Genomic DNA, 16485 nt, shown 5'->3' on the forward strand with positions numbered 1-16485 from the left:
GCAGTCTTTTTTTTGAGATTAATCTATAAATAAATTGTTTAATCTTAACCTTAATTATATATTTGCTCGGTTTATAAAAAATAAAATGCGTATTATTACGCTCTTTATTAATATAAGTAAAAAGCAGTCGTGACTTTTGAAAGGTTACATCCATAATAAATAAATAAAAAATAATTAATTTTTAGTAATAATGCAGAATAAAGGACTCATTAAATTTTTCGCAATTCTATTTGCATTGGTAAGTATTTACCAACTATCATTCACTTTTGTCGCCAGTAAAGTTAAAAGCGATGCCAAAGCTTTTGCAGGAAACAACCCAGACAAAGAAGCAAAATATCTGGATTCTATCGGCAAAGAAACCGTATTTAATCTAGGATTTACAGATTTCACATTCAACGAAGTAAGTGATAAACAAATCAATAAGGGTCTGGATTTAGAAGGAGGGATTAACGTAATTCTTCAGATTTCCGTTAAGGACATTTTAAAAGGATTATCTAACAATTCCAAAAATGCTATTTTTAACAAATCGTTAGCAGATGCAACGGCTAATCAAAGAGGAAACCAAACCTATATTGATGCTTTTTTTGAAGCTTTTGAAGCCAATTCTAAAGGAACCGTAAAATTAGCATCTCCAGATATTTTTGCAAACAGAAGTTTGCAAGGAGAAGGAGGAGTTACTTACCAAATGGCAGATTCTGAAGTTCAAAAAAATATCAAAAGAAAAGTAAATGAATCTGTAGAAAGTGCTTTTGGAGTACTTAGAAAACGTATTGATAAATTTGGAGTAACACAGCCTAATATTCAAAAATTAGGAGAGTCAGGAAGAATACTTGTAGAGCTTCCGGGTGCTAAAGATGTAGATAGAATTAAAAAATTATTACAAAGCACTGCCCAATTAGAATTCTGGGAGACGTATAAAATTGATGAAATCGGAGGCTTTTTGGTTTCGGCTAATGAGGCTTTAAAGAAAACGGAAATTACAACCCTAGAAACTAAAACAGTGGCTAAGGATTCGTTAAGTGCATTACTTACGGACGCCAAAGATTCGCTTGCAACCAAAAAAGGCAACAATCCATTGTTTGATAAAATTATTGCTCAAGGTGGCGGTCCTGTTTTAGGATTGTTTGCACCCAAAGATACTGCCGTTATAAACGGTTATTTAAAAAGAGCAGCAATACGTGGTTTATTGCCAGCTGAGCAGCGTTATGTTAAATTTGTTTGGGGTAAAGCAACCACCATTACAGATGCAAAAGATAAAGAAGTTGCAGCCGTAGAATTATATGCTTTAAAAGGAAATAGAGACAACGTTGCAGCAATGAGTGGTGGTGTGGTTACTGATGCTAAAGATTCTTTTGACCAGTTAGGAAAACCATCTGTTTCCATGCAAATGGACGGACAAGGAGCAAAATCTTGGGAAGAATTAACCGCGAAGGCCTACACTCAAAAGAGCAATATTGCCATTGTATTGGATAATGTAGTTTATTCTGCTCCAGGAGTATCTAGTGGACCAATTGCAGGAGGTAGATCTGAAATTTCTGGTTCTTTTGATGTAACTGAAACCAAAGATTTAGCCAACGTATTAAGAGCAGGTAAACTACCTGCTGCTGCAGATATTGTACAATCTGAAGTAGTTGGACCATCCTTAGGTCAAGAAGCCATTGATAACGGTACCAACTCTGCCATTGTAGGTTTGTTGATTGTATCTCTTTGGATGATGGTGTATTATGGTAAAGCAGGTTGGTACTCTAATATTGCTTTAGCAGTCAATTTATTATTCCTTTTTGGAATTTTAGCAAGTTTAGGTGCAGTACTTACTTTGCCAGGTATCGCAGGTATTGTATTAACAATGGGTACTGCTGTAGATGCTAATATTATTATTTACGAAAGAGCCAAAGAAGAACTTCGGGCAGGCAAAACACTCGAAGAAGCAATTAAAACCTCGTATAGTTGGAGAGGGGCAATGTCTTCTATTACGGATGCAAACGTAACGCACGTTCTTACAGGAGCAGTATTGTTTATTTTTGGTTCTGGACCAATTAAAGGTTTTGCCACTACCTTATTAATAGGTATTGCAACATCTTTATTTACATCTATTTTTATAGCAAGAATTTTCTTGGATAGAAATTTAAGAACCAAAAGTGATTTGACTTTTACTACTAACTTTTCTAAAAAAATATTCAATAATTTCAATTTTGATTTCTTAGGAATGAAAAAATGGACGTACTTGTTTTCAAGTATTGTAATTGTTGTAAGTATTATTTCATTATCTACAAACGGACTGGATGAAGGAGTAGATTTTGTTGGAGGAAGAACCTTTCAAGTACGATTTGAAAAACCAATCGAAGCTGGTGTGGTTTCAGAAGAGTTATCCAAAGTTTTTGGTAGTGCCGAAGCTAAAGTTTTTGGTAGCGCTGATCAATTAAAAATAACTACAAAATACAAAGTGCAAGAGCATGGAGTAGAAGCGGATATAGAGGTAAACAAATTATTATTTGAAACCTTAAAACACCACTACACATCTGGATTAACATATGAAAAATTTGTAAATGCTTATGACGGTAAAAATTTAGGAGTATTACAAGCTTCAAAAGTAGGGCCATCTGTTGCTGAAGATATTAAAACCAATGCTTATTGGGCGGTATTAGGAGCTATGTTATTAGTGTTTTTATACTTAATGATTAGTTTTAGAAAATGGCAATACAGTTTAGGTGCTATTGCAGCAGTTGCTCACGATGTTATTTTTGTGTTAGGGATCTATTCTTTATGTTACAAATTTATGCCTTTTGGTATGGAGATTGACCAACACTTTATTGCGGCTATTCTTACCGTAATTGGTTACTCAATGAATGATACGGTAATTGTATTTGATCGAGTTCGTGAGTTTTTAGCAGGTAACACAAAAGGTGATTTTGCTGAAATTGTTAACCAATCGATTAACACCACCATGTCCAGAACCATAAATACTTCGTTGACCATGATTGTGGTTTTATTAATCATGTTTGTATTTGGTGGAGAATCTATTAGAGGATTTATCTTTGCAATGTTAGTGGGTATTCTGGTAGGTACGTATTCTTCCTTATTTATAGCTACTCCTGTGTTAGTAGATACTATCTCTAAAGAAGATAAAAAACGGGTAGAAGAACAGCATGAGGTGATCTAAAACATGCTTTAATTATATTCAAAAGACCCAATGAAAATTGGGTCTTTTTTTTTGTAATCTGTTTTTAAAATAAGCATACCAAAAAAATCCAAACCCCTATTAGAAGGTTTCGACCTAGTATTAAAAAATAGTTTGTTATATCAATCCCAAATCTTTGGCTATAGCAACAAGATGTGTGGTATTGTTTGCTCTAAAATAAATACGTAACTTATTACTATGTTTTTCAATGCTACTCTTACTGTTTGGAGTAATACCGAGCTCTTTGAACTGGAGTTCCATATTTTCTTGTGATATTCCCAAAGAGAGGTATTTTATGATCAGTATGTCATAATCGTTTATCTGATGGATTGTTTTGTCTTGATAGAGAGTGGCTAGTTCTGGAGAAATAAATTTTTCATCGGTGTGGTATACTTGCATAATGGCCTGCTGAAGGTCTGTTATGGTATTTCTGCCCTTAATCACGTAGCCGTTTATTGCAAATTTTTTAAATAAGGATTGTACAATATAGGGCTTGTCTTCTACAGAAAAAGCAATGATTTTTGTTTCTGGAAACAAATCTTTCACTATTGCAATGAGTTCTTCGCCAGATTTTATTTTATCGTTACGGTGATCTTCTTTAAAAGATAGGTCACTAATTACTAAATCGTAAGGCTGTTCTTCTAATTGTGCCTTTTTTATTTTTAATAACGCTTCATCACAATATTTAGCAATGTCTACTACCGGAACATTTAAATTGGTAAGCACTTGCAAGGCTCCTTGATCATTAAAATCGATATCATCTACTATTATTGCTTTTTGGAACATAGGTTGTTATTTTGGAATTGTAATGGTTACTCTAAAACTTTTATTGGTTTCGCTAGCAAAAGTAATTGTTCCTTTGATGGCATCAATACGGTTTTCCACATTTGACAACCCATTTTTTAAATTTAATGTCTTTGTAAATCCAATACCATTGTCTGTATAACTAATCAAAAGCGTATTTTGTTGGTTTTCAAATCCAATTACAGCAAAGGTACATTTGCTGTGTTTTCTCATATTCACCATTAGTTCTTGTAAAGTTCTATATAAGGCAATTTTTTTGATGGCAGTGAGTTGTAACCAATCAATATCTCCGTTGTATTTTAGAATTACTTTTATGTTTTGCGTACCATAACTATTGAGCATTTCTTTTAAATTGGTTTCGTAACCTTCGTCGGTAGGAATAGTACTGTTTTCTTTCGAGATGTTCCTAGTCCTTAGATAAATTTGATCTAAATTTTGAAGTAACGTTTCTTTTTCAGTCCTATCTTTCCAGTCTAAATTAGTAGTAAAAAGCATGGTCTGGTAGACATCATTAGCAAGCTCATCATGTAATTTTTTTGAGATTCTAGTTTCGGTGTCATACATCGCTTCTATTTTTGTAAGTTTATTTTTAGTTCTAAAATAAGTAACAAGAAACACAATAGCTGTAGTGAGTACTAATAGTGCAATCAGTGCAATGTACTTTTGATTTTTTTGTCGCACTAATTTTAATTCTGTGGCTGAATTTTGGGCTTTTAGTTTTAGGTTTTCATCCCGTTCTTTAGCAGCATCGTATTTTATTTTTGCAAACTGGTTTTTGGCTTTTTGTCTTGCTTGGTTTAGACTGTCATTAATCCGAAAATAATTCTTTGAAGCTATTCTAAAACTACTTTTTGGATTGTTCTGGATCATTAGGCTTAAAGATTTTAAACGGCCCTCTACATTGTTCGTTTTGGTAGCTTTATCGTAAGCAATTTTAGCGTAGGTATTGGATTTTGTAGGGTTTTTATCTGCAAAATATTCAGACAAATGCAAGTAACTCTTAGTTAGTCCATAATCCTCTTGAAGTTCGGTTCTAATTTCTAAGGCGTGGTTTAAATATGTAGCAGCTCTTGGGTTTTCTATTTTAAAATACGAATAGCCCAAGTTATCTAGAACCCGAGCATAGTTTTCTTTGTTTTGTTGTACCGTCTTTTGACCAGATAAACTATCTAAAGCAGCTATTGCATCCATATAGTTGCCTTGTTCTAAATTTACGGTGGCAATATTGTTTTTCAGGACTGCCTTTTGTATGGGATCTGTAGCCATTTGGAATGCTTTTTTATAATAAAAAACAGCCTCTTTATACGCATATAAATTCTCGTAGTTTATACCTAATAAATTATACAGATAGCAATGGTAGGATTGGTTTTTTTCTGTTTGTAAATAAGACAAAGCTTCCGTAGCGGTGGTTTCACTACTAGAATAATCCCCTTTTAATTGTTCAATAGTTGCCATTTTTAGCAACGCATAAATAATTTTATTGGGACCTTGATTTGTATCAGAAGTAGTTTTAATTTTATTGTAATAATAAAAAGCACTATCGTAATTCTGGTTTTCAAAATACGTTTCAGCCAGTGCTACTTGTTGTTTGTATTTGGAGTTTTTTGGAAACTCTAAATCCTCTTTTAGTTCCTTTTTGCAAGATGTATACAAAAATAACAGCGGTAAGAGTAAATAGTAAATCGGGAAAGGAAACTTTTTTAGTATCATTTCCCGAAAGTACATAATTTATTTAAAAATAAAGTTTCATTTTAATTCCTTTTTTACGGTTTTGGAGGACTAATTGGTGGATAACCCGTAGAGCCATCTCCTGGTTCTCCAGCCCTTATATTTGTGGACTCTTTTTTTGTTTCTAGCTCTTCACTTGTGCAGGATGTAATTGCCATACTTACTAGTATGTAGCAGGATAGGATGCATATTCTTTTCATTCTGAATAATTTAAAAATTAGTTCTAGCTTTGGCTCTTGATTTTACAATCAATTGTACCCAGATAGGTAAGCCGTTACAAGCATTTGGTTACTCTGGGAAGTAAAGTGTGCTAACTAACAGAGCAGTATTTATACTTCCCGGATAGACCTACCATGCGCTTTAGCAACACTTTTATAGAACTAGTTTTGTACATTTGTTCCTATCGCGATACAGAACAATAACTAATTCTGGGAGCAAAGAAATGCACTTTTTGAGCCATGGTTTTGATCCAATTCCATGGATTCCAGTAATTCCAGTAAATTCCAGTAACTTTTAATAATTCCAGTTTGAATATGCATACAGTGACTTTTGATCAATACAAAGAAGCTATAAGAGTCCATTATGAGAGTAAAAAAATAGCAGATATTACCGGAATTTTGTCAAATCCAAGTCCGGCACAATTGCGTAACTTATGTTTGTTTTTGTTAGGAGATTCTTTTTCAAATAATGATGAGATAATCATTAGGTCCTTTTTGAATGTAAAAGAAGAGGAGAGTTTACAAAAAGCTATTGCAGATTGTGAGATAAGTAAATTTAGACCCATAAGGTCTTTTTTAAAGAGAGAAAAAGATTGCCAGAACAGAACTAGAGTAGAATTGGCAGCCATTCTTGTAGATTATAATCTGCGTCCGTATCAAAAATATGCGCAATCAAAGCAAAAAGCTAAGATTCAAGAAAACCAATATGTACCAATTGAATCAAATAATTATTCTCAAACTAGAGACCAAGCAACACCAACTTCTGGCAAAGAAACAGGCAGTAAGCTTAGTGAGCCACAAAAGGATTTGCGATCTAAGTGGGGTTTCCAAAACAGAAATTATATTTTGTTAGGTTCAGCTACTTTTTTGCTATTGATTTTTGCCATAAAATGGTGTGTATTCCCCAATACGCAGTGCATGCAGTGGCAGAACAACCATTATGTTGCGGTAGATTGTATAGACCAACAACAAGGGTTTTCACAACGGAATACGATAGTACCTATTGATCCTTATAGCATGCAATTAAAAAAATTAGATAACACCAAAGAGTGGCTTTTTTTTAAAAATGGAAAGCCCTTGTTATGGTATAGCAAGCAATATGGTACTATTGAACTTTTTAATGGACCTGGATTTCATCCAGAAACCCAAAAACCTTTAAAACCCATTACTGCTTATATCATTAAAAAATACCAATTAAAACCCAAAAAAGAATAGAACCAAAATCCAGCGCATAAAAAAGCCTCAATTTTTCAATTGAGGCTTTTTAAAGTAAGTAATATAAATTGAGTTTATAAAACGTTTATTTTACTTTATTAAGTATTGCTTTGAAAGCTTCTGGGTGGTTCATAGCCAAATCTGCAAGAACCTTACGGTTCAATTCAATATTGTTCTTTTTCACTTTACCCATGAATTGAGAATAAGACATTCCTTCCAATCTAGCTCCAGCGTTGATACGTTGGATCCATAAAGCACGGAAATTTCTTTTATTCACTTTTCTGTCACGGTAAGCGTAGCACATTGCTTTCTCTACCGCATTCTTAGCAACTGTCCAAACGTTTTTACGTCTACCAAAGAAACCTTTGGCTTGCTTCATTATTTTTTTTCTTCTTGCTCTTTTAGCAACTGAATTTACCGATCTTGGCATAATTTTAGTGTTTTTTGTAGCAGGCGGCTTGAATTAAATCAAAAGCACTTAAAGGCCGTACTCCAAGGTTATTTTAAATTGTTTTAACCTAAAGAATTTCTTTAGTCTGCTGTTTTAAAATTTATGGATCTTGAGTCGGTGACTTTTGACCTTTCAACTTTAAGACTTTCGACTAATTATATAATTCTTAATTGTTGTTTGATGCTTTTCATATCTGTTTTGTGAACTAACGCTGAGTGTGTCAAAGCTAATTTACGTTTTTTAGATTTTTTAGTCAAGATGTGACTTTTAAAAGCATGCTTTCTTTTAATCTTCCCAGAACCAGTAACTTTAAAACGTTTCTTGGCGCTAGATTTGGTTTTCATTTTAGGCATTTTTTCCTAGATTTTAATTTATTCTTACTTACTTATCTTCTAGTCTTAAAGTCGAAAGTCTTAAGGTCATAAAGCAAAAACTTTACACCTTACAACTTTCGACTTTGGACTTACTTATTTTTTCTTTTTCGGAGCAATAAACATAATCATTCTCTTTCCTTCCAAAACAGGCATCGCTTCCACTTTACCATATTCTTCAAGGTCTGTAGCTAATCTCAATAACAAGATTTGTCCTTGATCTTTATAGATAATAGAACGGCCTTTAAAGAATACAAACGCTTTTAGCTTAGCACCCTCTTTCAAGAATTTTTCTGCGTTTTTTCTCTTAAATTCATAATCGTGCTCATCAGTTTGAGGACCAAAACGAATTTCCTTCACAGTTACCTGTGTAGACTTTGCCTTTAAGATTTTGTCCCGTTTCTTTTGTTCGTAAACAAATTTCTTATAGTCCATAATCTTACATACTGGCGGCTCAGCATTTGGTGAAATTTCAACTAAATCTAGTTCAAATTGATCCGCTAATCGTAAAGCTTCAGAGAGTTTAAAAACTCCTGGCTCTATATTCTCACCTACAAGACGTACTTCTTGTATACCACGAATATTATTATTTATTCTGTGGGCATCCTTTTTTTCTACGCGAGGTTGGTAACCTCTGTTGCTTCTTATTGCTATGACTTTATAATTTAAGTTAAACTGTAAATACTTTTAATGTTTTCTTTATTTCCTCGTTCACTATCAAAGCAAACGCCTCTATGGTAATGGTGGTATTTCCTTTTCCTTCTTGTCCATGACGTCGGATAGAAATAGTACCGTTTTTTTCTTCTTCTTCCCCTACAATCAACATAAAAGGGATTTTTTGCATTTCTGCATCTCTAATTTTTTTCCCAATTGTTTCGTTTCGGTTATCTATCAGGGCGCGAATTTCGTGATTTTCTAGCAAACCTAAAACTTTTTTAGCATATATTTCATATTTCTCACTCAAAGACAATATAATAGCCTGTTCTGGGATCAACCATAGTGGGAAATTTCCTGCTGTATGTTCTAACAAAATAGCTATAAAACGCTCCATCGAACCAAATGGCGCTCTATGGATCATAACTGGTCTATGTAGTTCATTGTCAGATCCTTTGTATGTCAGATCAAAACGTTCTGGCAGATTGTAATCCACCTGAATCGTACCCAATTGCCATTGTCTTCCAAGAGCATCCTTTACCATAAAATCTAGTTTAGGACCATAAAAAGCAGCTTCGCCATATTCCACAACAGTATCGAGTCCTTTGTCTGCTGCGGCATTAATAATAGCATTTTCTGCTTTTTCCCAGTTTTCATCTGTCCCAATATATTTTTCTCTATTCTCTTTATCTCGCAACGAAATCTGAGCCGTAAAATTCTCAAACCCTAAAGATCCAAATACATAAAGAACCAAATCAATCACCTTCTTGAACTCTTCATCCAATTGCTCCGGAGTACAAAAAATATGTGCATCATCCTGCGTAAAACCACGCACACGCGTCAAACCATGCAACTCCCCACTTTGCTCGTATCGGTACACGGTACCAAACTCCGCATAACGCTTCGGTAAATCTTTGTACGACCACGGTCTTACGTTATAAATTTCGCAGTGGTGCGGACAATTCATAGGTTTTAGCAAAAACTCTTCTCCTTCATGGGGGGTGCTAATAGGCTGAAAACTATCCGCACCATATTTAGCATAATGACCAGAGGTAACATACAGTTCCTTTTGACCAATATGAGGGGTTACCACTTGCTCATAGCCCGCTTTCTTTTGCGCCTTTTTCAAAAATTGTTCCAAACGCTCTCTCAAAGCAGCCCCTTTAGGCAGCCATAACGGCAAACCTTGACCTACTTTTTGCGAAAAAGCAAACAATTCCAATTCTTTACCTAATTTTCTATGGTCTCTACGTTTAGCCTCTTCCAGCAACAGCAAATATTCCGTTAAATCTTTTTGCTTCGGGAACGATGTTCCGTAAACACGCGTCAATTGCTTGTTCTTTTCGTCACCTCTCCAGTACGCACCAGCAACACTCATTACTTTCATGGCTTTAATTATTCCCGTATTCGGAATATGGCCACCACGGCATAGATCCGTAAAAGTATCGTGATCACAAAACGTAATGGTTCCATCCTCAAGATTCGTAATCATCTCCGTTTTATAAACATTATCCTTGTACAACGCCAAAGCATCCGCCTTACTAACCGGACGCATTTTAAACTCGTGCTTTCCTCTAGATATTTCAAGAACCCGATCTTCAATTTTCTTAAAATCTGCTTCCGTAATCTTATGCTCCTCAAAATCCACATCATAATAAAACCCATTCGCAATTGCAGGACCAAGGGTTAATTTAGCCCCAGGATACATCTCCTCAAGAACCTGTGCCATTACATGCGAGGTAGAATGCCAAAAAGCCTTCTTCCCATCCGCATCATTCCACGTATATAAAACAAGACTACCATCGGTCGTCAAAGGCGTTGACGTTTCAATAGTAGTACCATTAAAAGAAGCCGAAATAACATTTCTAGCAAATCCTTCGCTAATACTTTTAGCAACATCCATCGGAGTTACGTCCAGCGCATACTCTCTAACTGACCCATCGGGCAAAGTAATCTTAATCATTGTTTGTTAATTTAAGAATGCAAATATAAACCATTACAAAAATACACACAATATATAACAAGTTTTGTTTCATATAATATAAACATACCCAAAACACACCTTATACACTCTGGCGCACCAAATCCGAGAATCTGTCCTTACCATAAAAAAACAAAGGAGCTATTTCCTGCTATCCGCTACAATCTACCTCGCCGAACCCCGTCTCGGCAGGATTTCCACTACTATCAGGGCTAGGAGAGCGGCGTCCCAAAGCTAATCTCATTCCAAAGTTAAGTCTACCTATATATAAAGAAAACAGATACACATGCAAAAAACAACCACCAAACCCCTAAAACCGGCAGAATAACCGCAAAGAAGATAGCAATGACCTATAAAAGCAACAAAAGAAGCATTTGTATAGAATTAAAAACAAAGCAGTTAGCGATTCATATTAATAAAAGATGAATAAAAGGTAAAAAAAGTATTGATTAACCGAAAAAAGGCGGTAGTTTTGCACCCGCAATAAGAAACAAGTTCTTTTAAATACTGGCATGCAGACGAAATCAAGACGAAAATTTATTTTTCAAAAAAGAGTTCAAAAGCTTGTGAGAATTAAAGCAAAAGTTTACATTTGCACCCCGCAAACAAGCGACGTTATTTGACATACTGCTAAGAGAAATAGAGAAAAAATTAAAAAATTATTTTTTAAAAAAAACTCAAAATTTTCTTGCCAGTTACCAAAACAAGTTGTAGTTTTGCACCCGCTTCGAGAGTCACGAAAATTGACCGACGAAACGAGAAACAAGATAAGACACGTTCCTAGACATATTGAATTGACAGCCGTTTTAAGAGAGATCTTAAGACAAAGAATAAGAGTAATAGAAATGCAAGAATAAAAAAAGAACCAATAGATCTTCAGTCAAAAATAAATAGCTTAGAGATAAGCAAACAATATACGATGAAGAGTTTGATCCTGGCTCAGGATGAACGCTAGCGGCAGGCTTAACACATGCAAGTCGAGGGGTATAGTTCTTCGGAACTAGAGACCGGCGCACGGGTGCGTAACGCGTATGCAATCTACCTTTCACAGAGGGATAGCCCAGAGAAATTTGGATTAATACCTCATAGTATAGCAGTCTCGCATGAGACCACTATTAAAGATTTATCGGTGAAAGATGAGCATGCGTCCCATTAGCTAGTTGGTATGGTAACGGCATACCAAGGCTACGATGGGTAGGGGTCCTGAGAGGGAGATCCCCCACACTGGTACTGAGACACGGACCAGACTCCTACGGGAGGCAGCAGTGAGGAATATTGGACAATGGGCGCAAGCCTGATCCAGCCATGCCGCGTGCAGGATGACGGTCCTATGGATTGTAAACTGCTTTTATACAGGAAGAAACCCTGGTTCGAGAACCAGCTTGACGGTACTGTAAGAATAAGGATCGGCTAACTCCGTGCCAGCAGCCGCGGTAATACGGAGGATCCAAGCGTTATCCGGAATCATTGGGTTTAAAGGGTCCGTAGGCGGTCAGATAAGTCAGTGGTGAAAGCCCATCGCTCAACGGTGGAACGGCCATTGATACTGTCTGACTTGAATTATTAGGAAGTAACTAGAATATGTAGTGTAGCGGTGAAATGCTTAGAGATTACATGGAATACCAATTGCGAAGGCAGGTTACTACTAATTGATTGACGCTGATGGACGAAAGCGTGGGTAGCGAACAGGATTAGATACCCTGGTAGTCCACGCCGTAAACGATGGATACTAGCTGTTGGGAGCAATCTCAGTGGCTAAGCGAAAGTGATAAGTATCCCACCTGGGGAGTACGAACGCAAGTTTGAAACTCAAAGGAATTGACGGGGGCCCGCACAAGCGGTGGAGCATGTGGTTTAATTCGATGATACGCGAGGAACCTTACCAAGGCTTAAATGTAGATTGACCGGTTTGGAAACAGACCTTTCGCAAGACAATTTACAAGGTGCTGCATGGTTGTCGTCAGCTCGTGCCGTGAGGTGTCAGGTTAAGTCCTATAACGAGCGCAACCCCTGTTGTTAGTTGCCATCGAGTCAAGTCGGGAACTCTAACAAGACTGCCAGTGTAAACTGTGAGGAAGGTGGGGATGACGTCAAATCATCACGGCCCTTACGCCTTGGGCTACACACGTGCTACAATGGACGGTACAGAGAGCAGCCACTATGCAAATAGGAGCGAATCTACAAAACCGTTCTCAGTTCGGATCGGAGTCTGCAACTCGACTCCGTGAAGCTGGAATCGCTAGTAATCGGATATCAGCCATGATCCGGTGAATACGTTCCCGGGCCTTGTACACACCGCCCGTCAAGCCATGGAAGCTGGGGGTGCCTGAAGTCGGTGACCGCAAGGAGCTGCCTAGGGTAAAACTGGTAACTAGGGCTAAGTCGTAACAAGGTAGCCGTACCGGAAGGTGCGGCTGGAACACCTCCTTTCTAGAGCCTTAGTGTTAGCGCAAGCACGCTAGGGAAAGAGACGAAAAGAGAAGTTGGTCATTATGCTTAAAATTTTATTACTCTTGCTGTTAATTTAAAAAAAGAACAAATAATTTAAGAATGAAGAGTGTCTCGTAGCTCAGCTGGTTAGAGTACTACACTGATAATGTAGGGGTCGACAGTTCGAGTCTGTCCGAGACAACAATTTAGGATTAGTTATATATAAGGAAATTTTAGAAGTATGAGTATGAATACCTTAATTCAAAATTCAACATTCATAATTTAAGATTAGAAATGGGGGATTAGCTCAGCTGGCTAGAGCGCCTGCCTTGCACGCAGGAGGTCAACGGTTCGACTCCGTTATTCTCCACAATTCCGAAAGGAAAAAAGTTCATTGACATATTGAGATAAGAAAATATTACAAGTAGAAAGCGTTTTTTACTATTAGTAGTAAAAGACAAAAAAAACGGTCTTAATTAATTTTAAGATTGGTACAATAAGCAAAATAAGGGCGTATGGGGGATGCCTTGGCTCTCAGAGGCGATGAAGGGCGTGATAAGCTGCGAAAAGTTACGGGGACGAGCACACATCGATTGATCCGTAAATACCCGAATGGGGCAACCCACTATGTTGAAGACATAGTACACCTACGGGTGGGCAAACCCGCTGAACTGAAACATCTAAGTAGGCGGAGGAGAAGAAAACAAAAGTGATTCCGTAAGTAGTGGCGAGCGAACGCGGATTAGCCCAAACCAAAGTTGTTACGGCAATTTTGGGGTTGTAGGACCACGATATTCCATGTAAAACGAACTAGAATCTACTGGAAAGTAGAACCAAAGAGGGTGATAGTCCTGTATAGGTAAGTGCTATAATGGATAGTGGTATCCTGAGTAGGGCGGGACACGAGAAATCCTGTCTGAATTTGGCGGGACCATCCGCTAAGGCTAAATACTCCTGAGAGACCGATAGTGAACCAGTACCGTGAGGGAAAGGTGAAAAGAACCGTGAATAACGGAGTGAAATAGATCCTGAAACCATACGCTTACAAGCGGTCGGAGCCCTTTCGTGGGGTGACGGCGTGCCTTTTGCATAATGAGCCTACGAGTTAACGTTGCTGGCAAGGATAAGTGGTTAAGCCACGGATCCGTAGCGAAAGCGAGTCTGAATAGGGCGCTTTAGTCAGTAGTGTTAGACGCGAAACCGTGTGATCTACCCATGGACAGGTTGAAGCTTTGTTAACCCAAAGTGGAGGACCGAACCCGTTGACGTTGAAAAGTCTTGGGATGATCTGTGGGTAGGGGTGAAAGGCCAATCAAACTCGGAAATAGCTCGTACTCCCCGAAATGCATTTAGGTGCAGCGTTATGTTTAAGTTATATAGAGGTAGAGCTACTGATTGGATGCGGGGGCTTCACCGCCTACCAATTCCTGACAAACTCCGAATGCTATATAATGTTTCATAACAGTGAGGGCTTGGGTGCTAAGGTCCAAGTCCGAGAGGGAAAGAACCCAGACCATCAGCTAAGGTCCCCAAATATATACTAAGTTGAAAGAACGCGGTTTGTCTGCCTAGACAGCTAGGATGTTGGCTTGGAAGCAGCCATTCATTTAAAGAGTGCGTAACAGCTCACTAGTCGAGCGGACGAGCATGGATAATAATCGGGCATAAGTATATTACCGAAGCTATGGATTTACGATAATACGTAAGTGGTAGGGGAGCATTCTAATGGGGTTGAAGGTGATTCGTAAGGGTTGCTGGACTAATTAGAAAAGAAAATGTAGGCATAAGTAACGATAATGCGGGCGAGAAACCCGCACACCGAAAGACTAAGGTTTCCACAGCTATGCTAATCAGCTGTGGGTTAGTCGGGACCTAAGGCGAACCCGAAAGGGACAGTCGATGGACAACGGGTTAATATTCCCGTACTAGTTTTAACTGTGATGGGGTGACGGAGTAATGAAAGTGTCGCGAACTGACGGAATAGTTCGTTGAAGTACGTACCTATAGGCTGCGCAGGCAAATCCACGCGGCTTGGGGAAATACGATAGTACTCGGCGTCTTCGGACAAAGAGATAGTACACCTAAGCGCTTCCAAGAAAAACCTCTAAACTTCAGGTTAATAGTACCCGTACCGCAAACCGACACAGGTAGTCGAGATGAGAATTCTAAGGTGCTCGAGAGATTCATGGCTAAGGAATTAGGCAAAATAGACCCGTAACTTCGGGAGAAGGGTCGCCAGCAGCAATGCTGGCCGCAGTGAAGAGGTCCAGGCGACTGTTTATCAAAAACACAGGGCTCTGCAAAATCGTAAGATGAAGTATAGGGCCTGACACCTGCCCGGTGCTGGAAGGTTAAGAGGAGATGTTATCTTCGGAGAAGCATTGAATTGAAGCCCCAGTAAACGGCGGCCGTAACTATAACGGTCCTAAGGTAGCGAAATTCCTTGTCGGGTAAGTTCCGACCTGCACGAATGGTGTAACGATCTGGACACTGTCTCAGCCATGAGCTCGGTGAAATTGTAGTAGCGGTGAAGATGCCGCTTACCCGCAGTGGGACGAAAAGACCCTGTGCACCTTTACTATAGCTTAGTATTGACCTTGGACAAATGATGTGTAGGATAGGTTGGAGACTATGAAGTGGCGTCGCTAGGCGTTGTGGAGTCATTGTTGAAATACAACCCTTTGTTTGTCTGAGGCCTAACCCCGCATTGCGGGGGACATTGCTTGGTGGGTAGTTTGACTGGGGTGGTCGCCTCCAAAAGAGTAACGGAGGCTTCTAAAGGTTCCCTCAGTACGCTTGGTAACCGTGCGTAGAGTGCAATGGCATAAGGGAGCTTGACTGAGAGACATACAGGTCGATCAGGTACGAAAGTAGAGCATAGTGATCCGGTGGTTCCGCATGGAAGGGCCATCGCTCAAAGGATAAAAGGTACGCCGGGGATAACAGGCTGATCTCCCCCAAGAGCTCATATCGACGGGGGGGTTTGGCACCTCGATGTCGGCTCGTCACATCCTGGGGCTGGAGAAGGTCCCAAGGGTTGGGCTGTTCGCCCATTAAAGTGGCACGCGAGCTGGGTTCAGAACGTCGTGAGACAGTTCGGTCTCTATCTACTGTGGGCGCAAGAAATTTGAGTGGATCTGATTCTAGTACGAGAGGACCGAATTGGACAAACCTCTAGTGTATCTGTTGTCACGCCAGTGGCATGGCAGAGTAGCTACGTTTGGAAGGGATAAGCGCTGAAAGCATATAAGCGCGAAACCCACCACAAGATGAGATTTCTTTTAAGGATCGTGGGAGATGACCACGTTGATAGGCTATAGATGTAAAGGCAGTAATGTCATAGTCGAGTAGTACTAATAATCCGTAAGCTTATGTACACCCTTTCCAGCCTCGTAAGAGGCTGGGGAAACTTTCTAATTATATTTTTTTCTTTATCTCAGTATGTTACGATATTC

The 16485-nt window shown here is 38.5% G+C and carries 9 protein-coding genes, 2 tRNA genes and 2 rRNA genes; 6 read left to right on the top strand and 7 right to left on the bottom strand.

The window, feature by feature from the left end; translation table 11 throughout:
• Positions 1-190 precede the first annotated feature (190 nt).
• Positions 191-3160 (top strand): protein translocase subunit SecDF, encoded by a 2970-nt coding sequence (gene secDF / locus LB076_RS06085; protein WP_066333679.1) that lies wholly within the window; start codon positions 191-193, stop codon positions 3158-3160.
• 135 nt (positions 3161-3295) lie between these two features.
• On the opposite strand, the gene LB076_RS06090 is transcribed toward secDF, so the two are convergent.
• The 3 genes from LB076_RS06090 to LB076_RS13830 all read right to left on the bottom strand — a co-directional run bounded on the left by LB076_RS06090 (position 3296) and on the right by LB076_RS13830 (position 5910).
• Positions 3296-3964 (bottom strand): response regulator transcription factor, encoded by a 669-nt coding sequence (locus LB076_RS06090; RefSeq protein ID WP_066333677.1) that lies wholly within the window; start codon positions 3962-3964, stop codon positions 3296-3298.
• Between the two features lie 6 nt (positions 3965-3970).
• Positions 3971-5635 carry a tetratricopeptide repeat-containing sensor histidine kinase gene (locus LB076_RS06095; protein ID WP_141672822.1) on the bottom strand — a complete coding sequence of 555 codons (1665 nt, stop codon included), beginning with the start codon at positions 5633-5635 and terminating at the stop codon, positions 3971-3973.
• Between the two features lie 110 nt (positions 5636-5745).
• Positions 5746-5910, bottom strand: a complete 165-nt coding sequence (locus LB076_RS13830; RefSeq protein WP_157776669.1) for a hypothetical protein — start codon at positions 5908-5910, stop codon at positions 5746-5748.
• A gap of 327 nt (positions 5911-6237) precedes the next feature.
• On the opposite strand from LB076_RS13830, the gene LB076_RS06100 reads away from it, so the two are divergent.
• Positions 6238-7143: a hypothetical protein gene (locus LB076_RS06100; protein WP_141672821.1), complete on the top strand. Its 906-nt coding sequence runs from the start codon at positions 6238-6240 to the stop codon at positions 7141-7143.
• Between the two features lie 85 nt (positions 7144-7228).
• Here the strand turns inward: LB076_RS06100 and rplT are convergent, their stop codons facing one another.
• From rplT to thrS, 4 genes are all read right to left on the bottom strand, one after another.
• On the bottom strand, positions 7229-7573 hold the full coding sequence (rplT, locus tag LB076_RS06105) for a 50S ribosomal protein L20 (protein WP_026708677.1): 345 nt from the start codon (positions 7571-7573) through the stop codon (positions 7229-7231).
• A gap of 176 nt (positions 7574-7749) precedes the next feature.
• Positions 7750-7947: a 50S ribosomal protein L35 gene (gene rpmI / locus LB076_RS06110; protein WP_022827375.1), complete on the bottom strand. Its 198-nt coding sequence runs from the start codon at positions 7945-7947 to the stop codon at positions 7750-7752.
• Between the two features lie 114 nt (positions 7948-8061).
• The gene (gene infC / locus LB076_RS13620; RefSeq protein ID WP_218058910.1) at positions 8062-8559 is read right to left on the bottom strand and encodes a translation initiation factor IF-3; all 498 of its coding nucleotides are present in this window, start codon (positions 8557-8559) and stop codon (positions 8062-8064) included.
• A gap of 76 nt (positions 8560-8635) precedes the next feature.
• On the bottom strand, positions 8636-10582 hold the full coding sequence (gene thrS / locus LB076_RS06120; RefSeq protein ID WP_066333667.1) for a threonine--tRNA ligase: 1947 nt from the start codon (positions 10580-10582) through the stop codon (positions 8636-8638).
• A 934-nt stretch (positions 10583-11516) separates the two neighbouring features.
• Here thrS and LB076_RS06125 point away from each other — a divergent pair.
• The 4 genes from LB076_RS06125 (at position 11517) to LB076_RS06140 (ending at position 16407) form a co-directional block, all read left to right on the top strand.
• A 16S ribosomal RNA gene (locus LB076_RS06125) occupies positions 11517-13030 on the top strand.
• Between the two features lie 128 nt (positions 13031-13158).
• Positions 13159-13232, top strand: a tRNA-Ile gene (locus LB076_RS06130).
• Between the two features lie 94 nt (positions 13233-13326).
• Positions 13327-13400 (top strand) — tRNA-Ala (locus LB076_RS06135).
• Positions 13401-13524: 124 nt separating this feature from the next.
• Positions 13525-16407 (top strand): 23S ribosomal RNA (locus tag LB076_RS06140).
• The 16S and 23S rRNA genes sit together here with 2 tRNA genes alongside, the layout of an rRNA operon.
• The last annotated feature ends 78 nt before the right edge of the window (positions 16408-16485 follow it).

Origin of the sequence: Flavobacterium crassostreae (assembly GCF_001831475.1) — a bacterium.
GTDB lineage: Bacteria > Bacteroidota > Bacteroidia > Flavobacteriales > Flavobacteriaceae > Flavobacterium > Flavobacterium crassostreae.